At 44.3% G+C, this 24,271-nt stretch carries 28 protein-coding genes; 26 read left to right on the forward strand and 2 right to left on the reverse strand.

What is annotated here, in order from left to right:
* The first annotated feature begins 41 nt into the window (after nt 1-41).
* The 3 genes from ACFQ3J_RS02520 to ACFQ3J_RS02530 all read left to right on the forward strand — a co-directional run bounded on the left by ACFQ3J_RS02520 (nt 42) and on the right by ACFQ3J_RS02530 (nt 4,104).
* The gene (locus ACFQ3J_RS02520) at nt 42-758 is read left to right on the forward strand and encodes a response regulator transcription factor (RefSeq protein WP_091158093.1); all 717 of its coding nucleotides are present in this window, start codon (nt 42-44) and stop codon (nt 756-758) included.
* The gene (locus ACFQ3J_RS02525; RefSeq protein WP_251581041.1) at nt 759-2,216 is read left to right on the forward strand and encodes an ATP-binding protein; all 1,458 of its coding nucleotides are present in this window, start codon (nt 759-761) and stop codon (nt 2,214-2,216) included. It abuts the gene before it with no gap.
* A 199-nt stretch (nt 2,217-2,415) separates the two neighbouring features.
* Nucleotides 2,416-4,104: a collagen-like repeat preface domain-containing protein gene (locus tag ACFQ3J_RS02530; RefSeq protein ID WP_251581042.1), complete on the forward strand. Its 1,689-nt coding sequence runs from the start codon at nt 2,416-2,418 to the stop codon at nt 4,102-4,104.
* Nucleotides 4,105-4,193: 89 nt separating this feature from the next.
* Here ACFQ3J_RS02530 and serA read toward each other — a convergent pair whose 3' ends face one another.
* Nucleotides 4,194-5,789, reverse strand: a complete 1,596-nt coding sequence (gene serA, locus ACFQ3J_RS02535) for a phosphoglycerate dehydrogenase (protein ID WP_091158088.1) — start codon at nt 5,787-5,789, stop codon at nt 4,194-4,196.
* A 646-nt stretch (nt 5,790-6,435) separates the two neighbouring features.
* On the opposite strand from serA, the gene ACFQ3J_RS02540 reads away from it, so the two are divergent.
* The 8 genes from ACFQ3J_RS02540 to ACFQ3J_RS02575 all read left to right on the forward strand — a co-directional run bounded on the left by ACFQ3J_RS02540 (nt 6,436) and on the right by ACFQ3J_RS02575 (nt 11,902).
* Entirely contained in the window at nt 6,436-7,029 is a 594-nt protein-coding gene (locus ACFQ3J_RS02540; RefSeq protein WP_251581043.1) for a CPBP family intramembrane glutamic endopeptidase, read from the forward strand.
* Nucleotides 7,026-7,415: a hypothetical protein gene (locus tag ACFQ3J_RS02545; protein WP_091158085.1), complete on the forward strand. Its 390-nt coding sequence runs from the start codon at nt 7,026-7,028 to the stop codon at nt 7,413-7,415. The genes ACFQ3J_RS02540 and ACFQ3J_RS02545 overlap by 4 nt, the downstream gene beginning before the upstream one ends.
* A gap of 109 nt (nt 7,416-7,524) precedes the next feature.
* The gene (locus ACFQ3J_RS02550; protein ID WP_091158084.1) at nt 7,525-7,884 is read left to right on the forward strand and encodes a hypothetical protein; all 360 of its coding nucleotides are present in this window, start codon (nt 7,525-7,527) and stop codon (nt 7,882-7,884) included.
* Nucleotides 7,885-8,085: 201 nt separating this feature from the next.
* Nucleotides 8,086-8,703, forward strand: a complete 618-nt coding sequence (locus tag ACFQ3J_RS02555) for a genetic competence negative regulator (RefSeq protein WP_091158082.1) — start codon at nt 8,086-8,088, stop codon at nt 8,701-8,703.
* Nucleotides 8,704-8,742: 39 nt separating this feature from the next.
* Nucleotides 8,743-9,438: a glutamic-type intramembrane protease PrsW gene (gene prsW / locus ACFQ3J_RS02560; RefSeq protein WP_091158080.1), complete on the forward strand. Its 696-nt coding sequence runs from the start codon at nt 8,743-8,745 to the stop codon at nt 9,436-9,438.
* A gap of 108 nt (nt 9,439-9,546) precedes the next feature.
* Nucleotides 9,547-9,696: a hypothetical protein gene (locus ACFQ3J_RS02565; protein ID WP_170862432.1), complete on the forward strand. Its 150-nt coding sequence runs from the start codon at nt 9,547-9,549 to the stop codon at nt 9,694-9,696.
* 83 nt (nt 9,697-9,779) lie between these two features.
* The gene (ypeB, locus tag ACFQ3J_RS02570) at nt 9,780-11,123 is read left to right on the forward strand and encodes a germination protein YpeB (protein ID WP_091158079.1); all 1,344 of its coding nucleotides are present in this window, start codon (nt 9,780-9,782) and stop codon (nt 11,121-11,123) included.
* Between the two features lie 125 nt (nt 11,124-11,248).
* Entirely contained in the window at nt 11,249-11,902 is a 654-nt protein-coding gene (locus ACFQ3J_RS02575) for a flagellar brake protein (RefSeq protein ID WP_091158077.1), read from the forward strand.
* Between the two features lie 40 nt (nt 11,903-11,942).
* Here ACFQ3J_RS02575 and ACFQ3J_RS02580 read toward each other — a convergent pair whose 3' ends face one another.
* Nucleotides 11,943-12,107, reverse strand: coding sequence for a hypothetical protein (locus ACFQ3J_RS02580; protein WP_170862431.1), 165 nt, complete (start codon nt 12,105-12,107; stop codon nt 11,943-11,945).
* Between the two features lie 196 nt (nt 12,108-12,303).
* Between ACFQ3J_RS02580 and cmk the strand changes: the two genes are divergently transcribed.
* From cmk to ACFQ3J_RS02655, 15 genes are all read left to right on the forward strand, one after another.
* Complete coding sequence (gene cmk / locus ACFQ3J_RS02585; protein WP_091158074.1) at nt 12,304-13,008, forward strand: (d)CMP kinase; 705 nt, start codon at nt 12,304-12,306, stop codon at nt 13,006-13,008.
* The gene (locus ACFQ3J_RS02590) at nt 13,005-13,595 is read left to right on the forward strand and encodes a lysophospholipid acyltransferase family protein (protein WP_251581044.1); all 591 of its coding nucleotides are present in this window, start codon (nt 13,005-13,007) and stop codon (nt 13,593-13,595) included. The genes cmk and ACFQ3J_RS02590 overlap by 4 nt, the downstream gene beginning before the upstream one ends.
* Before the next feature lie 131 nt (nt 13,596-13,726).
* A complete protein-coding gene (rpsA, locus tag ACFQ3J_RS02595; RefSeq protein WP_091158070.1) occupies nt 13,727-14,947 on the forward strand; it encodes a 30S ribosomal protein S1 in 1,221 nt (406 codons plus the stop codon).
* A gap of 206 nt (nt 14,948-15,153) precedes the next feature.
* Entirely contained in the window at nt 15,154-16,476 is a 1,323-nt protein-coding gene (der, locus tag ACFQ3J_RS02600; protein WP_091158068.1) for a ribosome biogenesis GTPase Der, read from the forward strand.
* A 12-nt stretch (nt 16,477-16,488) separates the two neighbouring features.
* Nucleotides 16,489-17,109, forward strand: a complete 621-nt coding sequence (gene plsY / locus ACFQ3J_RS02605) for a glycerol-3-phosphate 1-O-acyltransferase PlsY (RefSeq protein WP_091158067.1) — start codon at nt 16,489-16,491, stop codon at nt 17,107-17,109.
* Nucleotides 17,102-18,142: an NAD(P)H-dependent glycerol-3-phosphate dehydrogenase gene (locus ACFQ3J_RS02610; RefSeq protein WP_251581045.1), complete on the forward strand. Its 1,041-nt coding sequence runs from the start codon at nt 17,102-17,104 to the stop codon at nt 18,140-18,142. The genes plsY and ACFQ3J_RS02610 overlap by 8 nt, the downstream gene beginning before the upstream one ends.
* A 122-nt stretch (nt 18,143-18,264) precedes the next feature.
* On the forward strand, nt 18,265-18,540 hold the full coding sequence (locus tag ACFQ3J_RS02615; RefSeq protein WP_091158064.1) for a stage VI sporulation protein F: 276 nt from the start codon (nt 18,265-18,267) through the stop codon (nt 18,538-18,540).
* A gap of 156 nt (nt 18,541-18,696) precedes the next feature.
* The gene (locus ACFQ3J_RS02620) at nt 18,697-18,876 is read left to right on the forward strand and encodes a DUF2768 family protein (protein ID WP_091158062.1); all 180 of its coding nucleotides are present in this window, start codon (nt 18,697-18,699) and stop codon (nt 18,874-18,876) included.
* 98 nt (nt 18,877-18,974) lie between these two features.
* On the forward strand, nt 18,975-19,589 hold the full coding sequence (locus ACFQ3J_RS02625) for a hypothetical protein (protein WP_091158060.1): 615 nt from the start codon (nt 18,975-18,977) through the stop codon (nt 19,587-19,589).
* A 45-nt stretch (nt 19,590-19,634) separates the two neighbouring features.
* The gene (locus ACFQ3J_RS02630) at nt 19,635-19,988 is read left to right on the forward strand and encodes a 2Fe-2S iron-sulfur cluster-binding protein (protein ID WP_091158059.1); all 354 of its coding nucleotides are present in this window, start codon (nt 19,635-19,637) and stop codon (nt 19,986-19,988) included.
* 50 nt (nt 19,989-20,038) lie between these two features.
* Nucleotides 20,039-20,800: a hypothetical protein gene (locus tag ACFQ3J_RS02635; protein ID WP_251581047.1), complete on the forward strand. Its 762-nt coding sequence runs from the start codon at nt 20,039-20,041 to the stop codon at nt 20,798-20,800.
* Between the two features lie 401 nt (nt 20,801-21,201).
* Nucleotides 21,202-22,680 carry a stage IV sporulation protein A gene (spoIVA, locus tag ACFQ3J_RS02640; protein WP_091158056.1) on the forward strand — a complete coding sequence of 493 codons (1,479 nt, stop codon included), beginning with the start codon at nt 21,202-21,204 and terminating at the stop codon, nt 22,678-22,680.
* Nucleotides 22,681-23,028: 348 nt separating this feature from the next.
* Nucleotides 23,029-23,301 (forward strand): HU family DNA-binding protein, encoded by a 273-nt coding sequence (locus ACFQ3J_RS02645; RefSeq protein WP_047911126.1) that lies wholly within the window; start codon nt 23,029-23,031, stop codon nt 23,299-23,301.
* Nucleotides 23,302-23,384: 83 nt separating this feature from the next.
* On the forward strand, nt 23,385-23,609 hold the full coding sequence (gene mtrB, locus ACFQ3J_RS02650) for a trp RNA-binding attenuation protein MtrB (protein WP_047911127.1): 225 nt from the start codon (nt 23,385-23,387) through the stop codon (nt 23,607-23,609).
* 114 nt (nt 23,610-23,723) lie between these two features.
* Nucleotides 23,724-24,263 carry a hypothetical protein gene (locus ACFQ3J_RS02655; RefSeq protein ID WP_091158054.1) on the forward strand — a complete coding sequence of 180 codons (540 nt, stop codon included), beginning with the start codon at nt 23,724-23,726 and terminating at the stop codon, nt 24,261-24,263.
* Nucleotides 24,264-24,271: the final 8 nt, after the last annotated feature.

Raw genomic sequence — 24,271 nt, forward strand, 5'->3', positions numbered from 1 at the left:
TACGGAGACTGGATTTTGGGAAAGTGGGGCGAATCTTGCTAATGGCAGAACATGAGAACCGAATATTGGTCGTCGATGACGAAGAAAGAATTAGAAGATTGTTGAAAATGTATTTGGAGAAGGAAGGCTATGAGATCGACGAAGCTGAGGATGGAGAAACCGCGCTGCATAAAGCGACAACTGAAGATTATGGTTTGATTCTGCTTGATGTTATGCTGCCTGGTATTGACGGGATTGAAGTATGTACCCGGCTGCGGCAAGCCAAATCAACCCCGGTTCTCATGCTGACAGCAAAGGGTGAAGAGATTAACCGAGTTCAAGGATTTGAAGTAGGTGCAGACGATTACGTGGTCAAGCCATTCAGTCCCCGGGAAGTCATATACAGAGTTAAGGCGATTCTTCGCCGTTCATCTGAAACAGCTTATCTATCTAAGGAGAATAACTCCAGCAATAACATCGTGTTTCCACATTTGCTGATCGAGCATGATGCCCACCGGGTCACGGCGAACGGAGAAGAGATCAGCTTAACACCCAAAGAATATGAGCTGCTTCATTATTTGGCCATTTCTCCGGACAAGGTGTTCTCACGTGAAGACCTCTTGAAGGATGTTTGGAATTATGAATTTTTCGGCGACCTGCGTACCGTAGATACCCATGTTAAACGTCTGCGCGAAAAATTAAATCGTGTATCTCCGGAAGCGGCTTCCATGATTACAACCGTTTGGGGCGTTGGCTATAAATTGGAGGTTCCTAAATAAGTGTACTTTTGGAAATCACTCGTTGGAAAACTGTGGTATACGATTATTTTGCTCGTCGCCTGTGTTCTAATGACTTTAGGGGTGTTTCTACTTCCTTATATTGACATTAATTTTTCAGCGGATGAATCCGGTGAAATCAAAAGAATGTTTGTGCTTGTATGTATTATTGGGTTCAGCTTGACGACGTTCTTTGCGCTGTTTTTGTTCACCAAAATTACCCAGCCTATGCAGCAGCTTATCCAAGCTACGAATGAAATCCGAAAAGGGAACTATGGAACAAGACTGTCGCTTGTAACGAGCGACGAAATAGGTGAACTTGCCAGTACATTTAATCATATGGCTGATGAGTTGGAGGATACGATCCGGAATCTGAATCATGAGAAGGAACGTGTAGCAAGTGTCCTACGGAGCATGACGGATGCCGTCGTATCCTTCGATGGAGAAGGAAGACTGATATCGACCAATCCTCCTGGAGCAAAAGTGATGTCGATATGGCAAGGCATCGACTGGAATGAATCTGATGAGAAATATACTTCACAGGGCCAATCTTTTTCAAACATTCAGGATGTACCTCCACCGCTCAGGCCATTGTTCTATGCCGTAGTTACAGAGGCTCAGGACCAGAGTGCAGAGCTTCATGTCAAGCAAAGCGTATGGTCGATCCAAATGGCGCCATTACATGTCGAACAGGGAAGCAGAGGTGCGGTTGCGGTGCTTCGAGATGTGACAGAAGAAGCGCATTTGGAAAAAATGCGGAGTGATTTTATCGCAAACATTTCACATGAGATTCGAACACCCCTTTCCATGATTCAGGGCTATAGTGAAGCTCTGCTGGATGGCATGGCGGCCTCTCCCAAAGAAAGTGAGGAGCTGTTACAGGTTATTCATGATGAATCGCTGCGGATGGGCAGATTGGTTAAAGACTTGCTGGATTTGGCCCGAATGGAAGCAGGACATACGGATATTAATTTGCGGAGAGTTGATCTGAATCAAATGCTGGATAGAGTGTATCGGAAGTTCAGTGTAGCAGCCAAGGAGCAAGGATTGATCTTAGAGTATGCACATCAAGATGAGAGCCTCGTACTAGAAGCGGCGGATGAAGATAAGTTGGAGCAAGTATTTACGAACCTGCTTGATAATGCATTCAGACATACACCTTCAGACAAAAGGATTCAAATTATTGCAAAACAGATCAACGCAAGCTTCATTGAAATTCGAATCAAGGATGAAGGCAAAGGCATTCCGCGTGATGACCTTCCTTTTATCTTTGAACGCTTCTACAAAGCAGATAAGGCAAGAGTGCGGGATGTGGGCAGAGGTACAGGTCTAGGACTGGCTATTGTTAAGCATATTGTTGACGCGCATCAAGGAACGATCGAGGTCGACAGTATCCCAGGGCAAGGTACAGAATTTCGTCTAATTTTTCCCGTTCAGGCTGCTCTACATCACAAAGCTTAGATCTTTAGGTCAATTAGATTCGAAATATAGTACATGCATTTTATGAAGCACCCTTAAGGGGTGCTTTTTTTGTTGAACAATAGAGATAAATCTTGTTCACCGTGGAACATTTTTGAATTTTCTCGAATATATTCAGAACAGCATGTGAAGGTAAATATTGGATTTAATACGACATCGTCATGATGTAGGGAGGTTGAGAATGATGTCAAAAAAACGAAAACGAGTCAGTATTCGATCGTTTCTAGGGAGAGGCTCTGATGGTAACTCCTCAAATGACCGATTTGTAGGAATCCCGATTCCGCTTGAAGAATTGGAACGTTACAGTCAGCTCTTGACCGCCTTACAAAAAACAGCTCCAGCTGCCATATCACAGTCGATTATATTGAACATCACTGCGCTTCAGCGAAATTTGAGGGATCTGCTGCAATTTGTCAACAATTCCTCATTACCTGGAGTCATAAAAGCACAATTACAGTCCATTCTGGAGCTTTCCATTGCCAGTTCAGAGGTAACACCCTTCGTTAAACTGAATACCATAATTAATATTCAAGATTTGTTGGATGACTTGTTAGAAATTACTTTGCTGCTGCTCATCTTACCTGAAGAGAAGGACCGTTTGGTCGGAATCATAAGAGCCACAGGTGTGGCGCTGACCACAGCTTCGGAAGGATTAGGCGGCGGTGGTGGTCAAGGCCCTGCCGGCCCTTCAGGGCCTCCAGGACCTGCGGGTCCTCAAGGCGCTCCTGGATCTGCAGGTTCGCAAGGTATTCCGGGACCGGTCGGTCCTGCAGGGCCTCCAGGCTTAACTCGGACGGTTGAATTTAATCCAGTAGATTCTGGTGCTTATGAGTCGGATCAAATTGTTACTTTTGAAGGAAGTTCATATATTGTAAACACAGCGAATCCAGCGGGTATACCAGGAATTTCACCTGACTTTACGCTCTTCGTAAGTGTTGGTCAAACCGGAGCTACCGGACCCACAGGATCGGCTGGGATAACTGGAGCAACAGGAGTAGGTTTGAGTGGAGTAATAACGTATGATCCACTCGCGGCACCGGGATACCCAGCATGTCAGGTGGTTACGTATCTCGGAAGTACGTATATAACCAATGTGACCGCACCGATGGGTATACCGGGTATGTCACCGGACTACACGCTGCTTGCGGGAGCTGGGGCAACAGGCAGTACAGGTGCAACGGGAGCAGGCGTTACGGGTGCGACAGGTACAACAGGAGTCACAGGCCTAACAGGAGGTACAGGAGCAACAGGGACAGCGGGAATAACTGGAGAAACAGGAGCGACAGGAGTCACAGGCCTAACAGGAGCTACAGGTACAACCGGAGCAACGGGTCTCACGGGAGCTACCGGAATTACAGGAGCAACAGGAGCAACAGGGACAATCGTTGGTACAGATGGATTCTCAGCGTTTCTTCCTGCGCTGTCGACTGCAACTAGTATTCAGCTGGCAGGTTGGACGGTCACTCCCCCTTATTATGATAGTGCGACATTTGATGAAGCTACAGGAAACTTTACAGTTCCAACCACAGGTCGTTATACGATTAATGCGACCATCAATTATTCTACAGCTGCAGCGCTCTCCATATCCTTAGAAGAAGGAGTTAATCCCGCATTTGTTGTACTAAGAACCTCACCAACAACTACACAGCTCATTAGTGGATTGTTCCCTGTTCTCAACGTTAACGTGGCTTTAGTTCTTACGTTAAGAGCTATCCTCGGAAATGGAACTGTCACACTAACAGGAGATGTAGAGCTTACGGCAGGGGACGTTATAGGGCTCTTCTACGCAGCCAATGGTTTAACTGCTGCTTTGGATCTTGGTGGAGCAGGTACTCCAGGAATTGTCTGGTCCATTCATCGTATTTCGTAACATCCTATAAGTATAGGTTATATCTAAAAAAGAGCTGGCCGATTGGCCAGCTCTTTTACTACATAATCTATGAATATGACAGCTTAGTCCTATTTTTTGAGAACAATTTCTTTTGCAGAGTTCAGCTCAGGCAACTGAGTTAGTTTCTCAAGGACTTCTTTAGGAACTTCTTTGTCGACAGTCAGGATCATGATGGCTGCTCCACCCACAATTTTCCGTCCTACCTGCATGGATGCGATGTTAACATCGTTTTCACCAAGCAGAGTACCAACCCGGCCGATAATACCCGGTTTATCATTATGTGAGATGAAGACCTGATGCTCTTCCGGTGCAAAGTCGACAGGGAAATGATCAAGTCTTACGATCCGCTCGCCGTATCCCGCCAGTAAGGTTCCGGCAATACGACGCTCCTGTTCCTTCTGATTTTTGAGCGTTACAGTAATCAGGTTTGTAAATCCTTTTGTACGAGGTGCTTGAGATACTACTACATTAATCTCCCGAGTCTTGGCAAGGTGCAGGGAGTTAACGATATTCGCTTCGCTTCCAAGATGACGCTCAAGAATCCCCTTTAGGATGTACCGTGTCAACTGCTGAGTGTCCACCTCAGACAATTCTCCTGCATAATCAACATGGATCTCCTGTACAGCTTCATTTGCGATTTGAGCAGCAAAACTACCCAGAGTTTCACCCAGTTTGAAATAAGGCTGGATTACGTTCATGACACTTGCTGCAACAGGAGGCATATTTACCGCGTTTTTGAACGGTTCGTTACGCAAGATATGAAGCACCTGCTCCGATACGTCAATTGCTACATTTTCCTGCGCCTCTACAGTGGATGCACCAAGGTGCGGAGTTACAATAATTTTGGGATGAGTCAAGAACGGATGATCCGCTTGAGGAGGCTCGCTTTCGAATACGTCAAAAGCAGCACCTGCCACAATGCCTTCGTCAACCGCCTCAACGAGTGCCATTTCATTAATAATCCCACCGCGAGCACAGTTAATGATACGCATGCCTCTTTTCATTACCTCGAATTGAGGACGGGCAATCATATGCTTGGTTTCAGGTGTCAGTGGTGTATGCACCGTCATAAAGTCGGCCTGACGCACAATTTCATCCACGGTAGCGAGGGTGATTCCCATCTTCTCAGCACGCTCTTGAGTAAGGAATGGGTCATAGCCCAGGATGTTCATACCAAATGCTTTTGCTCTCTTCGCGACTTCACTTCCGATTCGGCCCATGCCGAGTACGCCAAGCGTCTTGTTTCTTAGTTCAACGCCAAGGAAGGTTTTACGGTCCCAGGTCCCGTTAATGGTCTTGGCATAAGCTTGAGGGATATGTCTGGCCAGAGCCATCATCATTGCAAAGGTATGTTCACAAGTGGTAATCGTATTGCCGTCAGGTGCATTAATAACGATAATTCCTCTTTCCGTAGCAGCTTCCAAATCAATGTTATCGACCCCTACACCTGCACGCCCAACAACCTTCAGGCGACTTCCTGCCTGCATAATTTTACGTGTTACTCTCGTCTGACTGCGGACAAGAAGTGCATCATAATCACCGATAATTTGTACGAGCTCTTCTTCGCTAAGTCCCGTTTTCTTGTCAACCGTTACATCTTCAGCATCCACCAGCTGCTGAATTCCCAAATCACTGATCGGATCAGATACCAATACTTTTAACATGAATCTCTTCCTCCTTGATCATTGTAACTAATATAGATTAAGAAGCGGCGCTCTCATATGGATCTAGAGCTGGGCCATTTCATAAACTCGGTAAAATAGTAATGCGTCGCAGTAATAGAGTATCATGCTGCACGGATTTGAACATTTGGATAGATTCCGGATACACAAAAAAACTCCCAATCCTCATACTATCTCCGTAGTAAGGGACGAGAGTTGTCGTGGTACCACCCTAATTCGCAATTGCTCTCACAAGCAAAAGCCTCAATGGTCATTTATGTATGACCGGATTCGTAACGGGAATCATTCGATTGCATCTACGTTAGCGTTCAATGCAATAACTCAGGAGTGCTAAAGGTTTTCCGATTAATTACCGATTTCCACCTGCCATCGGCTCTCTGTTATATTACCCGGGCCTTCTCTCCGTCTTCGTATTTCGCATTCATATTGAATTTTTTCATAATGTATCATGGTTACATCACCATGTCAATAGTTGACGGGCGAATCAAATGAAGTTGCTTAAACGACGATTTGCCTCTTGTTTAGGCAGCTCATTGGATGTGTTTCTTGAATCTCTCATCTATTTTGGCTATCATTTAATTAAGCTGATATATTCAATTTCTAGAATAGGAGTAAGAAGAGGCGATATATGAAGAAACAACAGCGTAGGAAATTTAGGTTACAAAGGATAGAGCCTCACCAACTGACAGATCGCCTTTTGCTCATCAACTTGTATTTGACTCAGGGACTTACCTTAATCATTGGACTTGTATGGATCTTTTTTCAGCAGCGAAATCCGCTCGATATCCTTGCATTACCGGATGGGTGGAGATTCGTAATATACGGCCTAGGGCTTGCTGCGGTCATGCTTGTCATTGACTTTCTCTTGTCATCCTTCATGCCAGAGGACAGTATGGATGATGGTGGAATTAATAATATGCTATTTCAAAACAGGCCGATTTGGCATATTGTATGCATTGCAGCTATTGTCTCCGTCTGCGAGGAACTGTTGTTCAGAGGAGCAATTCAGCATGCTTTTGGTCCCTATTGGACAAGTATTATTTTTGCATTGATTCATTTCAGATACCTTAATCATTGGCTCCCAACAGGTTGGGTATTCTTGTCAAGTTATGGTTTGGGATACATCTATGAGCAATCCGGAACACTATGGGCTCCAATATTGTGCCATTTCTTAATCGATTTGATATCCGGACTCGCCATTCGTTTTCGGAGGGGAAAATGACTAATCAACTAAGCAGAGCGGAAACTTACGGCCATCGTAAAAAGAGAGAGACAAAGCAGCGGAGCAAGAAGGACAATCAGTCTGATAAAACGCTCCGCAGCAAGGACAAGGAGCAGAGCACAAAGCATAACTTATCAAAGAAGACAGCTTCTGCGCCAGTTACACTATCAAGAGTGCAGAAAAAACAGCAGTCGAATACAAAAAAATCAGCGCATCAGACACAAGAAGCAGGAATTCTCCCTACAAGATCTGATGTATTTCCTTCGCAACGAGTACGTCTAAGCAAATGGTTTGTTAATTCACTGATTATTATCTTTATATTGCTTACCGGAGCCCTTGTGTATTGGGGAATTATTGGTGCTCCTCCGCTTCGAACGTTGTTCTGACTTATGGTGTATTACAATTTGGAGAACTTCCTGTTTTTATTACGCATGAGTTTGTCGCCTTAAGCGAACAATAGAAGTGCATCAATCATACAAGGAGGTTTTTATCAATATGAGAACATCTTCTTTTCTGCTCGGTATTACACTGGGTGCTGTCGCAAGCTCGCTGCTCGCAAGAAATGTACACATGCCTACGTCTAAGGATGCTCGCAGAATGCTGAACAACACGAAGGAAAAGATGATGGACATGTCCTTTCCTGGTATGGGAAGCATGCTGAGCAAAGCAGGGATTGACTCACATGTCATTGATGCAAAAAACAGCCACAGCACAGTCGTCAAGAAGCAGGTTTCACCGAAGGAAAGAGAAGAGAACATGAACTTGATCAAATCCTTTATTAGATCCAACCCGGATGTCAAGAATGAAGTGGAGCAAGTGCTTAAAGAATCACATACTGTGATTCCAGGCATGTAAAAAGAAGCAAGGGATTTGACATGGAATCATTACAGATCCTTTTTATTAGGGCTGCTAATGATTCTTTTTTTGTCATTTTTATTGCGTGCAATTGTGGGTATAAAATGATAACATACTTACATAATCCATTTTCAGCACACAACAATAAATAGCAACATATTTTATTTTTAACACATGCATGATACAAGGGGAGGATCCTGTATGAAAATAGAACGCTTAAGCCACGATAAGATACGGATTTTCCTTACTTTTGATGATTTAAGCGAGCGAGGCATCCAAAAGGAAGATATGTGGCAAGAGGAGCCTAAAGTTCACGAACTGTTTACAGAAATGATGGATCAAGCATATACAGAACTTGGATTTGATGCTACAGGCCCACTAGCTGTTGAAGTTTTTGCTTTGCCTGCTCAAGGAATGGTCGTTATTGTGACCAGGGGGAAATATGATCGCGAACGTTATGGCGCAGGGCATGAGGATGACATCGCGGATGAAATTTACGAAATGGAAGTGACATTGGAACAGAGTGATTCAGTCATGTACACTTTCAAGGATTTTGAAGTTCTGATTGAAGCAGCCCATATGCTTCGCAATAAAGTGACTGGAGCCGGTCAATTGTATCATTATCAGGACAAATGGTTCCTGCACCTTGAACCGGATGAAGTTGACACAGAGCAGCACGGTGCGTTAATTGCTCTGCTTGCTGAATTTGGAGAAGGAAGCTCAGTTACGACGGCAGTCCTTCAGGAATATGGAAAGCTAGTTATGGCGGAGAATGCGATCGCCACAATTTGTGAGCATTTTAATCGTCATGACGCATAATAAATAAATGTTAAGGAAAACAATTTGGAGGGATGAACGGTGCTTCTGTTTTCGGTCTTAACCGCAGCAATTGCTCCGGGACTCGCCTTGCTGACATATTTCTATCTCAAAGACCGTTACGATGCAGAGCCGCTTCATATCGTTATTCGGATGTTCTTTTTCGGTCTGCTGACCGTATTCCCAATTATGATTATCCAGCGGGGTCTTGAACTATGGCTTGGTCATAATCCGTACCTTCATGCTGGGCTCATTTCAGCAGGTGTGGAAGAAGGTTTTAAATGGCTCGTTATGTTTCATTTTATTTATCACCACACGGAGTTTGACGAACCTTACGATGGTATTCTTTATGCGGTAGCCATTTCTCTCGGATTTGCTACAGTTGAGAATGTATTGTATTCATGGGCTGGTAATGCTTCATTTGGACTAATGCTGTTTCGCGCTCTATTACCTGTCTCGGGACATGCGATGTTTGGTGTTATCATGGGATATTACACAGGTAGAGCCAAGTTCTCTGATTCACAGAAACTTAGAAATAAGTTCCTTGCTATGTCTCTCATCCTGCCTGTTTTCTGGCATGCAATATATGATATCGTGCTTAATAAGGGCGGAGGCTGGTACTGGTTTATCGTTCCCATTATGGTTATTCTTTGGTATGGAGGGATGGGCAAGGTATACCGGGCAAACAATCGCTCTCCGTTTCGATTCGTTAAGCGAGAAGAAGAGGTTAATCTGTAATTTATATGGACACACTTGTTGTATTCGAGCGGTTTTATAGCTGCTTACAATGAGTGTGTTTTTTTGTTGTCTAAACTATCTAATCATGATGAGAAGGAAGGCTTACTAATGAGAGTAAAGGTGAGAATCCGCTGCAAGCAGTGTGGTGAAAGATTTGTACTTCGGGGAAAGAAGGAACGGGGGAAGATCGAAACAGGCTTCAAGCAATGCATTTGCGATAATCAAGATCGGTTTGAAATTGAAGAAGACATTATTTGAATTTTAAGCACAATGATGCATAAGCTTCCTTTCTTCTTGTCACAATAAGGACATCTTACTTGAAGAAAGGAGTAACGAATAAGATGTACAGACGATTAAGCTCGGTTCTGTTTCCTATTGTGACAGTGCTGCTCATAGGTACTATCATCTGGGGATATCAGATAAACCAGCAAAGGAACAGCGTCATGATTCAATCTGAAAATCAATATCAAAGAGCGTTTCACGACTTATCCTATAATATGGATCGTATTCACTCCGAACTGGGAAATACGCTTGCGGTAAGCTCTGCATCGGAAGGAATGCACCGTAAGGGATTGATGAATGTTTGGCGATTGAGCAGTGAGGCACAGAACGAAATAGCACAGCTACCGCTCAGCATGGTTCCATTTAATGAAACAGAGGAGCTGTTATCTCGAATCTCCAAATTTGCTTACCAAGCATCGATTCGTGATTTAACCAAAAACCCGCTGACGGATCAAGAGAAAAAGAACTTGCAAACCTTGTACAAAAATACAGAAGAGATTAACAAGGATCTGGATAATGTACAAATGAGCGTTCTGAATGATCACCTGAAGTGGTCGGATGCTGAAATGGCAATGACGAGTGAAAAGGAAGTCAAGAACGGAATTGTTGATGGATTCCGCTCGGTCAATAAAAAAGTCGGTGAATATCCGCCGCTTGAATGGGGACCTTCGGTATCGAGCTTGTATGAGCAGCGCAAGGTTCGCAAACTGAGCGGAGTACCGGTAACAACCGCCGATGTCAAACGCAAAGCGCAAAAATTCGCAGACCTAAATCAAGAAGAGATTCAGGTGACGGAGAACGGGAGGGGTACAGATTACAGATCTTATACCGCTTCTGCCGTTCACCCGAGAGGAAATATGGTTAGTATGGATTTCACAGCTGACGGCGGCTTGCTCATTTCTTACAATGATGAACGAGAAGTGGGTCCAAAGAAGGTAGACCGTGAGACGGCAATGAATAAGGCAGATCAATTCCTGGAGAATAAGGGCTACCGAGAGATGCAGGCCGTTGCTTACAATGAATACGATAATCTTGGGAACTTCACGTATGTTCGTCAGCATGAGGATGTACTGGTATATCCAGAGAAAATTACAGTGCGTGTTGCTCTTGACAACGGTGAAGTCATTGGTCTGCAGGCCACAGAGTTTCTAAATGAGCATCAGGAAGATCGGGAATTCCCTGCGCCGAAGATGAAAATGAAGGATGCAAAAGCGAAGCTGAATCCTGACTTCAAAGTTAGCATGGTTCGTAAGGCGCTCATTAAAAATGAGTTTAGTGATGAAGTGATGTGCTATCAGTTTGTGGGTAAGATCAATGGTTCGCAGTATCGGATCTACCTAAACAGTGATACAGGTCTAGAAGAAGCAGTAGAAGTTGTGCCTGGACAAACCGGCCGCTTATAGCTTTACAATAAAAATAAGCTCCTCTCTTGCAAATGAGAGGAGCTTATTTGCATATACGTATGATCTTCATCACATGGTATAATATCCCTTAGTGATATGAATAAGACCTAAGGTGGAGATCGGCATTGAATCCGAAAGTGAATGAAGTTTTATATGTTCAAATCCCTTCAACAGATAACAAAGAGAAGAAGCTGGAATACAAGTCTAGAATCGCAGAGGTTGAAGAAGACCATATTTGTATGGAAATTCCCATGCTTGAGGGTAAATATTTGCACAGACTTAGAATAGGAGATGAACTGGCTGCCTGTTTTGTAACAGAGGGCGGAGTTAAGCATTTTTTTAATACATATGTAACTGGATTTAAAGAGGATGTTATTCGACTAATCAAGATACGCAGACCTTCAAAAGATGAGATTTCTCAAATTCAACGGCGCAATTATTTACGCGTTCAGGCGAAGCTGGAGATCGCTGTCAAATTTAAATATGACTTCACAAGATTCATAGCCTATACAGATGATGTGAGCGGAGGCGGACTTTCGTTTTTTGAACACAGCAGCTACAGCGTAGAACAAGGACAGAGTCTGTCGTGCTGGTTATTGCTTCCGTACAAAAATGGAGAGATCGAGCATGTTCCCTTTGAAGCTGCAGTAGTAAGAATCCAAGATCTGGAGAGCGGGCGCCGTTTAGTAATGATAGAGTTTACTAAAATTACGAATATGGAGCGACAAAAAGTAATCAAATACTGCTTTGAACGTCAATTGGATTTTCGAGGAAGATAAAAGAGAATTTGGAATAAGCTTGTCTCTCTTAGGGGATAATTTACCAAACCTTAAGTCGGAGGGATAGCAGATGAGCCGCGATCAGGAAGTCAGTCAAGAATATGAGAAGTTGTTTGCCGAATTCAGCAATAAAATGGAGTGTGTTATCAAAAGGGTAATCATCAGCCTTATAACCCTTCTGGTTATTATCCAAATATTGCTTCATATTCCCGGAATTGCTCCTTTATTTTCCCCTGTATTGAACATGGAAGGAATTCCACTTCATCCCGCTTTACGTTCTGAAATAAAGGGTAATGAAGATTGAACGCTTTTGCATCAGCGTAGGTTGTGTGGTATAATTTTCACGTCGCAGGCAATGCCTGCTTTTTTCTTGAGGCTTAAGTTTGAGGAGGAATGGCCCGTTGACAAGCCAGAAAGCAGCAGAGAACGGGAGATTGAATGTGGCTATTGACGGTCCGGCAGGTGCGGGGAAGAGCACTGTAGCCAGACGTGTGGCGAGTGAACTCTCATACATATACGTAGATACCGGAGCAATGTATCGAGCGGTTACCTACTATATGCTTCGCCATGAAATTGAACCGGAAGATGTAAATTCGGTCCTCAAGCACTTACGGGAGCTCAGCATAGAGCTTGTCCCGGATTTGAATGGGCAGAAAGTACTCCTTAACGGTGAAGATGTGTCGGGACCTATACGATCAAGGGAAGTAACCGGGATTGTGTCTCTATATTCTCAGATTGAAGATTTGAGAACGCATCTTGTTGAACTGCAAAGAGTTATGGCACTCCGCAAAGGAGTGGTTATGGATGGCAGAGACATAGGTACTACCGTGTTGCCAGATGCAGAAGTGAAGATTTTTATGACTGCCAGCGTTAAGGAACGTGCACTTCGAAGGTTCAATGAATTGGAGAAGACCGATGACCTGACATTGGAACAGCTTGAATCAGATATTGCTGCTCGGGACAAGCTTGACCAGGAACGGGAGATTTCTCCACTCCGTCAAGCAGATGATGCCATCGTACTAGATACGACCTCGATGAGTATTGATGAAGTCGTTGAGTATATTGTATCACGCTGTTACGAAGTCGGGAGAGAGGTCGATTTATGATTTATTCAATCTGTCGGGGTTTGCTGAGATTCATTTATACAGTATTATTCCGTTTAGAAGCTGTAGGAAGAGAAAATATTCCCCGAGAGGGTGGAGTAGTGTTATGCTGTAATCACATCAGCAATTATGACCCGCCTACACTTGGGATTAAAATTGAACGCAAGGTAAGGTTTATGGCAAAGAGCGAGCTCTTTGATATTCCAGTGCTCGGTCCAGTCCTGAAGGCTGTCGGTGCTTTCCCTGTAAAGCGTGGAGGCGTCAGCAAAGAATCCATCAAAACTGCCCTTAAAATTTTACGAGACGGACAAGTGCTCGGCATTTTTCCTCAAGGCAGCCGCAATAATGATGGAGGAATTGGCAAGAAAGGTGCAGCCAGCTTCGCTTTACGCAGCGGTTCAGTAGTAGTGCCAGCCGCAATTATTGGTGAATATAAGCTGTTCCGCAAAATGAAAATTGTATACGGTAAACCTGTAAATCTGGATGAATTTAAAGATGATCCTTCAGGGGATGCGCTGGAAAGGGCTACAGAGAAGATCATGTCCAAGATTGACGAGATGACCAAGACGGGCATACCTTCTCAGCCATAATAAACGCAAATGCATGATTCATTATATTTTATGGAAAGCTACGAAAGATCAGGTTTATGCTGTAATTGTTTTGAACTCTGCCCTTGGCAGGTTTAAATAAATGGGGTTTTTGAATTGAGGAGGGTATTGATATGTCGGAAGAGATTAAAAATCAAGAAGTAACAGAAGCTGCAACCCAAGATGAACTGGATTCATTCGTATCTTTGAAAAAAGGGGATACTGTTAAAGGAACCATTGTCAAATTGGAGGATAACCAGGCTTATGTGAGCATTGGATATAAATATGACGGTGTGATTCCAGTTCGCGAGCTTTCTTCACTGCATGTGGATAACATTGGCGATGCTGTACAAGTAGGCCAAGAGGTAGAGTGCAAGGTTGTAAGCATCGATGACGAGAAAGAAAGACTTGTTCTTTCCAAACGTGCAATTGACAGCGAAAATGCATGGGAGCAGCTTGAGAAACACTTTGAATCTGGCGAAGTATTCGAAGTTACTGTGTCCGACGTTGTTAAAGGCGGCGTGGTAGCAGACGTAGGCGTACGCGGATTTATTCCGGCTTCGATGGTGGAGCGCCATTTCGTAGAAGATTTCAGCGACTACAAAGGACGCACACTTCGCGTCAAAGTTAAAGAGCTTGATCGTGAAGCGAACAAAGTTATTCTTTCCCAAAAAGATGTGCTGGAAGCTGAATTTGAAGCGAACAAACAAAAAGTTATCGCTGAGCTGAAAGAAGGCCAAGAAATTGAAGGAACAGTACAGCGTTTGACTCAATTTGGCGCATTCGTTGATGTAGGCGGCGTTGATGGTCTGGTTCACGTATCTGAGATTGCTTGGAATCATGTGGATAAACCAGCTGATGTACTTTCTGAAGGCGACAAAGTGAATGTTAAGGTTCTGAAAGTGGATCCTGAGAAAGGCAAGATCAGCCTTAGTATCAAAGCAGCCCAACCGGGTCCATGGGAAACGGCTTCTGCACAATTCAACACAGGTGACATCGTGTCTGGTGTTGTTAAACGTCTCGTGCAATTTGGTGCATTTGTAGAGATTGCTCCAGGCGTAGAGGGCCTAGTTCATATCTCCCAGATCTCCCATAAGCATATCGGAACTCCAAATGAAGTTCTAAAAGAAGGTCAAGAAGTACAAGTGAAAATTTTGGAATTGAGCACTGCAGAACAGCGTGCTAGCTTGAGCATCAAGGAAACAGAAGAAGCACCTGCTCCTGCTCCTCGTGCAGAAAAATCCAAAAATGCACCTCGTGAGGAAATTGACAACCCTAACGTATCACTGAGCAACCAAGGCCTTAGCATTACACTTGGTGAGCGTTTTGGCGACAAATTAAGCAAATTTAAATGATCATTACTTTAACATAAGATTTATAACTGGCAGTGTATAATGGCTAATAGAATTGGCGAACCCTCCGGGGTTCGCCGATTGTCGTTCGAAACGTGTTTTTTAATTTAAAATATTCACGCTTTGTCTTGAATCTTTAGTTCTATGTATATAAATGAACTATTTTTTGCTATGATATGAGCGTAAGATGTGACAGGAGGAGTGTATTTATGGCAAGACCCGTTGTGGCTATAGTCGGGCGACCGAATGTGGGGAAGTCAACGATTTTTAACCGTATCATCGGCGACCGGCTGGCCATTGTGGAAGACAAGCCGGGCATCACACGTGATAGACTGTATGGTGTTGCAGAATGGAACGGCAAGCCTTTCAGCGTCATCGATACTGGAGGTATCGAAATTGACGGTGAGGATGTTATTATCAGATCCATCCGTATGCAGGCAGAGCTAGCTATCGAAGAAGCGGATGTTATTGTATTTATGTGTGACGCCAAGACAGGTGTTACACAATCAGATGAAGAAGTAGCCCAAATGCTGTATCGCTCAGGCAAGCCGGTAATTGTAGCGGTAAACAAGGTGGACAACATTGGACGAAGTGATTTGATCTATGAGTTTTACTCGTTAGGTTTCGGTGATCCGATTGGTGTGTCAGGAAGTCATGGTACAGGGATTGGCGATCTGCTGGATGCAATTACGAACAATCTGCCTGAACTTGAAGATGATGAGTACGATGAGGATGTTATTCGCGTTGCTCTTATTGGGCGTCCGAATGTAGGGAAATCATCACTGGTTAATGCTATTTTGGGCGAGGAACGAGTTATTGTCAGTGACATTGCGGGTACAACCCGGGATGCAATCGATACTCCGTTTGAAAAAGATGGACAACGTTATGTATTGATTGATACGGCGGGAATGCGCAAGCGCGGGAAGGTATATGAAACGACCGAAAAATATAGCGTGATGCGTGCTATGCGTGCCATTGAACGAGCAGATGTTGTTCTCATCGTTATTAATGGTGAAGAAGGCATTATCGAGCAGGACAAGCATATTGCAGGGTATGCATATGAGGCAGGTAAAGCCTCCTTGTTTGTTGTGAATAAATGGGATGTTGTAGACAAGGATGACAAAACGATGCATGAATTTGAGAAGAAGATCCGCGATCATTTCCTTTTCATGACTTATGCTCCTATCGTATTTTTGTCTGCCAAAACGAAACAGCGTTTACAAAAGCTGCTTCCTGTTGTACAGCATGTATCTCAGCAGCATGTTATGCGTGTACAAACACATCTGCTTAATGATGTCGTATCCGATGCGGTAGCGATTAATCCACCACCAACGGATAAAGGCAGAAGGCTGCGGATTAATTATGTAACACAAGTAGCCGTCAAACCGCCGACAATCGTTGTATTCGTGAATGATCCAGAATTAATGCATTTCTCATATGAGCGCTACTTGGAGAACAAAATCCGTGCTGCCTTTAATTTTGAAGGTACACCGATCAGGATATATACTCGGCGCAAGTCTGATGAGAGTTAGGAGAGAATCAATGTGGTTTGGTCAATCACAGCTGTAATCGTAAGCTATCTTCTGGGATCGGTAAGCTTCAGCTTTTTACTTGGCAAAATGATGAAGGGTATCGATATTCGTGATCATGGAAGTGGAAATGCAGGAGCTACAAATACGCTCAGAACGCTTGGCAAATGGCCGGCTATTCTTGTACTAGCGCTGGATATTGCAAAGGGGATTGCTGCCGTATGGATTGGCAGATCGCTGGGAGGCGATTCAGCCTGGGTGCCTGCACTTTGCGGTATCAGTGCAATTATAGGTCATAACTGGCCCGTTTTCTTCCGATTCCGTGGTGGAAAGGGGATCGCGACTGCCATTGGTGTACTAGCTACCCTCTGCTTTCTGCCTGCTTTGTATGCAGGGATTATCGCGATTCTGTCTATTTTCATCACAAGATACGTTTCGCTCGGCTCATTAATTTTCGTCTTTTTGACGCCATTATTTTTGCTAATTCTTCTATATCCATGGCCTGTTTTTTGGTCAAGCCTAATTATTTGTATCTTTGCATTTTGGAGACATCGTACAAATATTATGAAGTTAATTCAAGGTAAGGAGAATAAGATAGGTTCGAGTTCAGCGAAAGGAGGAAACCGGGTTGTCTAAAAAAGTAACGCTATTAGTAGCTGGAAGCTGGGGAACTGCACTTGCAAGCGTGTTGGCTGATAATGGGCACGATGTATTTGTGTGGACGAGAAGTGAACAGCAGGCGGCAGAAATCAATCTGCAGCGTACAAACAGCCGTTACCTGCCCGGCATTACTCTGTCAGATCGTATCGTAGCCACCAGTGACATGAAAGCAGCAGTAAAGGGTACCGACGCTATTATTATAGTCGCACCTTCTTCTGCAATGCGGGCTGTGGTTCAGCAGCTGAAGCCACACTACGCTAAGGATACGCTCATTATTCATGCAACCAAGGGGTTTGAGCTTCCCAGTCTCAAACGGATGTCCACAGTGATTGCGGAAGAATTGGAATGTACGGAGGGCGATATTGTCGTCTTGTCAGGACCGAGTCATGCTGAAGAAGTAGTGAAGCGGAATCCTACAACAATTGTTGTGGCAGCATTAAACGATGAGAAGGCGAATTACGCAAGGGATCTGTTCATGAATGTTAACTTCAGAGTCTACACCAACCGGGATCAAGTAGGTGTTGAACTGGCTGGAGCACTCAAGAACATCATTGCTCTCGGTGCCGGTATGTCGGACGGTCTGGGCTTTGGAGATAATGCCAAAGCCGCGATTATAACAAGGGGACTTGCCGAGATAGCGAGAGTAGGCGTCCAGATGGGAGCAAATCCGCTCACCTTCTCTGGCCTTGCCGGTGTTGGGGATCTTGTCGTAACAGCGACAAGTAAGCATAGCCGGAACTGGCGGGCGGGGTATGCCCTTGGTCAAGGCAAACTGCTTAATGAAGTGCTTGAAGCGATGGGGATGGTTGTGGAAGGTATCCGCACAACGGAGGCCGCTCATGCTATATCAATCAAATTTAATGTACAGATGCCGATTGCCGACCAGCTCTATCAAGTGCTGTTCACAGGCAAAGACAGTCGTACGGCGGTAGAAGCCCTTATGGGGCGTGATCCGAAGACCGAGATGGAAGTTATGAAGCTCGAGACCTGGGAACAATGGCATAAATAATTGAATTATTTAGCTGGCTCGCTCTCTTCCGTAGGCTGGAGCCTCTTGAATTGTGGAGTCATCACCTTTCTCTAAGACAGCTCATATGATATGTTGAGTTTTTGTCTTAAGGAGGGGAATAAATGGGAGATTTTTCTAAGGATGCTTTGGATGCAATTAACAAAAAGACCGGTAAGAAAATATCCGAAGGGGCCGTCAAAAAATTGGCCAGCACGGTTAAGCCTTCTACAATGCAAAATGAAGCCCAACTGCGGACATTAATCAAGCAGGTCTCTGCAATGGCCAATATACCGGTCAGTGAAGAAACAATTAAAGATATCGTTAATGCGGTTAAAAAAAGCGGTATGAATCCAAGCAACATGGAAGCACTCATGAAAATGATGATGAAAAAGAAATAAGTTCTAACAATCAATATAAAACAAAGAGAGAGGCAGCAGCCTGTTTCTTTGTTTTTTTCTTTTATTTGGAAGTTCAGTGCCGTTTTTCATGATATAATAAGTCGTGTTTATGGACAAACGTACCTAAAATAATGTTGCAGTGAAAGGGAGCAAATCATGAGTGCAATGGATAAAATGTGGCTGTCCATTATCGCAATTTTAATTATGGGAGTATCTGTTTTTCTCATTACTTTTGCCAGAGCCAAAACTAAGGGTATAATAAAAGGGGTTTTATCCGTAATCGCTTTTATTATTATGTTAATTGGTTTCTTTAGCGGCGTAGTGTCAATCATGTAGCAGCTATGAATGATATTTATCCCTGCTATAACATATATGCGGCAAGCTTACTTAAGCATCAAGATTTGTACTTAGAGGATAAAGGGAAGGTGAGCCGATTGGCAGGGCTATTTTCACCAAATGATTGGAGTCATGATGAGGTGTTGGATAGATCTTTGAGATTGTTGATCAACATATGGAATACAAATGACCATCTCTGGTTACTGGGAGGCAGCAGCAGTTTAATGCTCCAAGGCGTTGGACTCGCTAAACCACCCAATGATATTGATATCTATGCTGATCTTCGGGTTGCCAAATTACTGCATAGACTTGCATCAGGCAGGCAAATAGACGAACAGGTCCTGGACCGCAGCGGCACCTACACTTCCCTGTTAAGCCATTATCGTATCGAGGATTCCGCTATCGAGCTGTCCGGAGGGTTTGAGATATGTACTGAGGGGTCATTTTACCGCACAGAAGTCGAGCTGCTAAGCTCATATGCAGCGCTTTACAGCGTCCAGGGAGCAGCAGGCAAGGTGAAGTTAACTCCGCTCAGTCATGAGCTGCTGTTCAATGTACTGCGCCAAAGAGAGGATCGTTACATCCCCATTGCAACAAAAATCACTGAGGACTTGAAGGAGCATCTGCCCCTCATTAGAGAGCTCATTGCGAGGAATGTATGGTCTGATCAAGATTTAAGTAGGGTAGAGGAGCTCCTGAATACTAGACTCTAAAAGCGAGTTTTCGGGAATGAAATTGCTGCAGGAAGGAAGTTAATTATGAGTGTGAAGGTAACGTTTTTGCCGGCGCGCAAAGAAATTATAGTCAAGCAGGGCACAACGTTGCTTCAAGCTGGGCAAAGAGCAGGAGTCCATATTCCTACCCGTTGCGGGGGGAAGGCAGGCTGCCTGATGTGCAAGGTGAAGGTTCAAGAGCAGGAACGCAAGAACTTGAGTAAGCCGAGTACGGCTGAAATAAACAAGCTGGGAACATGGCTGAATGATGGAACCCGGCTTGCTTGTCAGGCGGTTATCCATGATTCAGTCGTCGTAGAACTTCCAGAGGACAAATTAAAGGCCGCAATCCGCAAGCAGCTTGAGAAACAGCAGGCGGAACGTGATGAATTGTGGTAAGCCTTATTGGTACATCATTATAATGATCTAGAAATGGGATGGACTTAGCGATGTCACAGAGTCAAGTACGATTCGGTATAGGTAAGCTTCGATATGTAATTCTCGGCACACTTTTCTTGGTCTTGGTCATGCTGACAGGATGTATGTATCCAGGGACAAGCAGTGAATCAGAACCTGTAATTGTAAACTATGATGATAGTGTTAGCAGAATACAGCATGCAATTGATTCCTTCCAGACAGACCAGCATATATTACCTATGATTACTGCAGGCAATGAGACTCCAAGGTACGAAAAGTTTCGAATCGATTTAAACAAGCTGGAGCAGCAGGGATACCTGGATGATATACCGAATACCGCCTTTGAAAAAGGAGGCAGTGTGTATTATCTGCTTCAGAATGAAGAATCAGACCCTATTGTAAAGGTGATGGATCTTACGACGGTGCAGCGTGTAAACGATGTTCAGCGTTTAGCTCAGACGTACAAGTCTACACATGATGAATGGCCTGTGTCAGAGGAGGTATCACCCGGTGTATCTCGGGTTGATATAGACAAGCTGCAGAGCGGAGCCAGTCAATTGCAGGAATTACAGAGCGTATATTCTGGTGAAGCCCTTCCATATTTGCTCGATGAAAATGGAAACGTATATGCCGATTATGCAATTGATATCATGCAGGTAATTGAGCGGGAGAAGCTTGCCCCTTCAAAAACTGAGGACCTCAGAGAGCTGCTCACGGAGCGATCACATCATGTGCCTGTGAAATCACTGCCTTATCATTGGGATGGCACTGCCCCCATTGCCGTACTTCAATAAGTTTATATCTGATGACCGCCAGATTGGCGGTCTTTTTTTATTGTGGCCCGAAGGAACTTTGCCGAACGTTCTAAAAAGCTGCCGAGACTCATATATTCAGTGTGGATGGACTGCAGAGGGTGACGTCAATCATCAGGGCGATCAGGTCTGATAATAGAAATTTTAGAAAAGGCGTCATACCGCAGTGGTCATGTACATACTATGATACTAGTCCAAAAGCATGTACGAGTTACGCCGCTCATCTTCTCTCTTTGATCAGAATGTGATTGTCGGCGGCGGACGACTTCCGGGCAATTTTTATAAGCTGTTCTACCGCTTACAGGGTTTTAACGTCTGATTGAAAACGAAGCGGATGCTCTTTAGCATTTTTCCTTCGGAGTATTTTTAGGAGGGGATTTCACTTGGAAAAAGTAGACATTTTCAAAGACATTGCCGAACGCACTGGCGGGGACATTTATCTTGGTGTTGTCGGCGCAGTTCGAACAGGAAAATCCACATTCATTAAACGCTTCATGGAAACGATCGTATTGCCAAACATTACGAGTGATTCCGATCGTGTCCGTGCAGTAGACGAATTGCCGCAGAGCGCTGCAGGTAAAACTATCATGACAACAGAGCCGAAATTTGTGCCAAATACGGCGGTGCAGATCAAAGTGGCTGATGGCCTTGATGTTAATGTGAGACTGGTAGACTGCGTAGGCTACGCCGTAGAAGGAGCGAAAGGCTACGAGGATGAGAATGGACCTCGGATGATATCCACGCCATGGTTTGAAGAGCCTATTCCTTTTCAGGAAGCTGCTGAAATTGGCACACGCAAGGTAATTCAAGAGCATTCTACACTCGGTGTTGTCGTAACGACAGATGGAACAATTGCCGAGATTCCGCGCGAGTCTTATGTGGAATCCGAAGAGCGAGTCATTGCAGAGCTCAAAGAAGTCGGCAAGCCGTTTGTACTGATCATCAACTCCATCAAGCCAAAAAGTGAAGAAGCACAGCAGCTTCGCGCCGAGCTCGCAGAGAAATATGATATTCCGGTGATGGCTGTAAGCGCAGCGACCATGACGGAAGATGATGTAACCGGCGTACTGCGAGAAGTGCTCTATGAGTTCCCGGTTCATGAAGTGAATGTCAACTTGCCGAGCTGGGTCATGGTGTTGAACGAGAATCACTGGCTGCGTTCGAATTATGAAAATTCCGTGCGTGACACGGTCAAGGACATTCGCCGATTGAGAGATGTGGATCGTGTTGTTTCTCAGTTCATGGAATATGAATTCATTGATCGTGCTGGGCTCAGCGGCATGAATATGGGGCAGGGCGTTGCTGAGATTGATCTCTACGCACCAGATGAATTGTATGACCAGATTCTATATGAAGTGGTTGGCATTGAGATTAGAGGTAAGGACCATCTGTTACAGCTCATGCAGGACTTTGCTCATGCGAAAAAAGAATACGATCGCTTTGCAGAAGCGCTCGAGATGGTGAAAACGACAGGCTATGGCATAGCCGCACCTTCTCTTGCAGAAATGGCGCTTGATGAGCCGGAGCTCATCCGTCAGGGAACAAGATTTGGCGTCAGACTGAAAGCAACAGCGCCTTCAATCCATATGATTCGAGTGGATGTCGAGTCCGAATTCGCACCGATTATAGGCACAGAGAAGCAGAGCGAGGAGCTTGTTCGATATCTCATGCAGGACTTTGAAAATGATCCGATCAAGGTATGGGATTCAGATATGTTTGGCCGTTCGCTTCATTCCATCGTGCGTGAGGGCATTCAAGGCAAGATTGCCATGATGCCTGATAACGCCAGATACAAGCTGCAGGAAACGCTTGGCCGCATTATTAACGAGGGCTCTGGCGGACTGATCGCCATCATACTGTAATACCTGAGCTAGTTACTAAAATAACCGAAAGGATATATCCTTTTCGGTTATTTTGCTTGTCAAAAATGGTATGATTGCTCATTGACTCTTAAAAAGGATAAGATTCTATCAATTTTAACTATATATAGCGCTGAATTCACTTGAAATTGTATTCTGACTGTATTACTATAAAGTTTGTCCGTTCAAGAGAAATATAGTCCTGCGACTAGATGCTTACTCCTCTTGGCAGCGGATGTAAATGAGCCGGGCATATAAACCTATTAGTATAAAAATAGCCTAGCCACGTATATTTTGCGGTAAAACGGAAACACAGTATAACACTTAAGATATTTCAGGAGGTGAATACACTTGAATAAATCTGATCTGATTGCACAAGTTACAGAGGCAACTGAATTGTCGAAGAAGGATGTTACGAAAGCAGTGGATGCTGTATTTGAAGCTATTTCCGAAGCTCTGCAAAACGGAGACAAAGTACAACTCGTTGGTTTTGGTAACTTTGAAGTACGCGAGCGTTCTGCACGTAAAGGACGTAATCCGCAGACAGGTGAGGAAATCGAAATTCCTGCGAGCAAAATTCCTGCTTTCAAACCAGGCAAAGCGCTCAAAGACGGAATCAAATAAGATTTCTACATACGACCAGGTAACCAAAAAGACCGTGAATACGTTCACGGCTTTTTTCATTTAATTGAAAAGGGGCAGTGAGCATGGAAATTCCATTAGGCGGCGATTATATCGTGATTAAGGCAAAAGAGAACGGTGTGCACGTCATTGGACTGACCCGAGGACATGATACAAGATTTCATCACACCGAGAAGCTGGATAAAGGAGAAGTCATGATCGCCCAATTCACAGATCACACTTCAGCGATCAAAGTACGGGGCAAAGCAGAAGTGATGACAAAACATGGGAAGATCGAAACGGATCAATAAACGGCTTATTTTCACTCAACTTTAAAATGCAGGCATAGCCTGCTTTTTTTCTTTGTACAATGAGGTATGGGCCTTGTCTCACGAGCTCACAACAGGAAATGGGAGGCGAATTTTTTGAAGAAGAAAAAAGTCATTCTCATAGTCCTTTCCATCTCATTAAGTACACTTATGCTGCTGGCCACTTTTGTCACCATTCAAAAAGACTCCATGCAGGAGGTCTCCCGCGAGGTTCTGCAGAGCAGCAATCCGGTCAAGCTGGAGGATCATAATCTGGTCGATTACTTGCATGAATTGAAGCTTGCGGCACAGATCAGCAAAGTGAAGTGGAACAGCGGTGTTCTGACTATTGATTTGAGAGCAGCAGATGAATCGAGTGATCCATCTGATATTTATGAAGATATAGCGACGGTTGCTTCTTTTTCTTTTGAGGAGACCGTCAATGTGCAGCAGCTGATGCTTCGGGTAATGGCTGAGGATGAATGGATGGGAAGCCGTCATTTGCTGTTATCGGCAGATATTAGGCGGAGCGAGTGGAATCTTGAAGCACTGCAATTGCTCAAAACATGGAAAAGCGCTGAGCTTCCTGACGACCTCAAACAACGGTTTCATATGTCGGAAACGAATTTATGGCGCAGACAGTTCATTTTACGCTGAAAAGGGTT

The organism is Paenibacillus provencensis (genome assembly GCF_042678545.1).
GTDB classification, from domain to species: Bacteria; Bacillota; Bacilli; order Paenibacillales; family Paenibacillaceae; genus Paenibacillus; species Paenibacillus provencensis.